General features: G+C 71.4%; 2 protein-coding genes. Both read left to right on the top strand.

What is annotated here, in order from left to right; genetic code table 11:
- Window positions 1–546 (top strand): extracellular solute-binding protein (locus tag RIF89_RS14545; RefSeq protein ID WP_309069787.1); only part of this gene is annotated, 546 nt, incomplete at its 5' end.
- Window positions 543–1,939: hypothetical protein (locus RIF89_RS14550; RefSeq protein WP_309069788.1), on the top strand; the 1,397-nt coding region annotated here is incomplete at its 3' end. The genes RIF89_RS14545 and RIF89_RS14550, both read left to right, overlap by 4 nt.

Raw genomic sequence — 1,939 nt, forward strand, 5'->3', positions numbered from 1 at the left:
GGGCTGCCCGACCCCGAGGTCGTCACGAGCAACTGGGCGCTGCCGCCCGACCAGCAGCCGTTCACGCTGGGTCAGGCCGCCATCACCTTCGGCTACTCGAACCTGATGGCCGCTTACTCGGGCGCCGGCAACGTGGAGATGATGCTGCCGCCGACCGACACCGATGTCACGGGCGTCGCGCTGCTGCCGTCGGCGTTCTGGTCGATCAACGCCGCGACCGAGCACCCGGCCGAGGCCGCCATGCTGATCGACTGGTTCCTGCACGAGCCGGCCGCGATCGAGCTGATCAAGGACACCCGCGGCGTGCCGTTCAACCCGGATGCGCTCGAGATCGTCACGCCCGCGCTCGACGGCCCCAGCAAGATCGCGGCCGAGTACGTGGACGTCGTGCTCGAGGAGGGCGTCGTCGCACCGCCGCAGCCCGCCGGCGGAGCGATCATGAACGAGCTGTCGCAGCGCATGGAGTCGGAGGTGCTGTTCGGCAGCATGACCCCGCAGCAGGCTGCCGAGCAGTGGGTCTCGGAGCTCGGCGCCGCGCTCCAGTGACCCCGATCGAAGACGCCCTGGCGCGACTGCGCGCCACGGATCCCGTCCATCGCGCCGGGATCCCATCGTCGCCGCTCGCCGCGGAGCTCACCCGGAACCGGGTGCGCTTCGCGGCGGTGGGCGGACCGCTCGAGGACCGCTGGCACGCCGCCCTCGGAGAGCTCGCGCGGTGCATCCGTCCGCTGGACGGCGGCGCACCCGTGCTCAACGAGGGAGGCGTCTACCACGGCGCGTGGATCGAGAGCACGGGCACCATCAGCACCGAGGTGCTCGCCCGATTCGCGCCGGGGGTGGCGCGCGAGACGCTCCTGCTGTTCGCGCGGCACCAGCGCGACGACGGCTACATCCCGTACAAGGTGACGGCAGACGGTCCCGGGTACAGCCAGATCCAGATCGTCACGCCGCTGGCCCGCGTCGTGTGGAACCACTACCTGCTCACCGCACTGTCGGACGGGCCGGATCGGGAACTCCTCGCGACCATGCGGCCCGTCATGGAGCGCTACGACGCGTGGCTGAGCCGCTACCGCGACACGCGCGGCACCGGCGGGGTCGAGGCGTTCTGCACGTTCGACACCGGTCACGATCTGTCGCCTCGGTTCTGGTTCGCACCGGACCGTGCCTTCCACGCCGACGCGCGCCTGGTGGATCCGGACTCGCCGCTGCTGCCGTACGTGGCGCCGGATCTGACCTCGAACGTCGCGTGCCAGCGCGCATACCTCGGACGGATCGCACGCGAGCTCGGCGATGACCCGGCGCCGTGGGACGGCGCGGCGCGGCGGTCTCTGGATGCGCTGTACGCGCAGTGCTTCGACGAGTCCGACGGGTTCTTCTACGACCGCGATCGCCGCGGCGAGCTCGTGCGCCTGCAGGGCGACGTGCTGCTGCGCGTGCTCGCCAACGAGGTCGGCGACGAGGACTTCTTCCTGGCCTCGCTGCGGCGCTACCTGATGAACACGCGCAAGTTCCTCGCGCACTACGGCTTCACGACGGTCGCGATGGACGACCCGCGCTTCGACCACGACGCGTCCCGCAACTCGTGGGGCGGCCCCGTCAACTTCCTCGCGCAGCTGCGCGCTCCGCACGCGTTCGAGCGGCATGGACACGTCGCCGAGCTCGCGCTCGCGTCGCACCCCGTCCTCGCCGCGGTCGCCGTCGCCGATCGCTTCCCCCAGTGCCTGGATCCGTGGTCGGGTGACGCGGGCTTCACCGAGGTGTACTCGCCGTCCATCCTGTGGTTCCTGGATGCGGTCGAGCGGTACTCCGGCATCCTCCCGCGACCGGACGGCGAGGTGTGGTTCACGGGGCTCTCCCCGACGCGGCTGGATCACGGAGCGGCCGCGGCGGCCGTGGCGTACGGCCGTCGGATCGACGGGGCCGACTGGGAGCTCGCCGC

Origin of the sequence: Microbacterium sp. (genome assembly GCF_031178525.1) — a bacterium.
Taxonomy (GTDB): Bacteria; Actinomycetota; Actinomycetes; order Actinomycetales; family Microbacteriaceae; genus Microbacterium.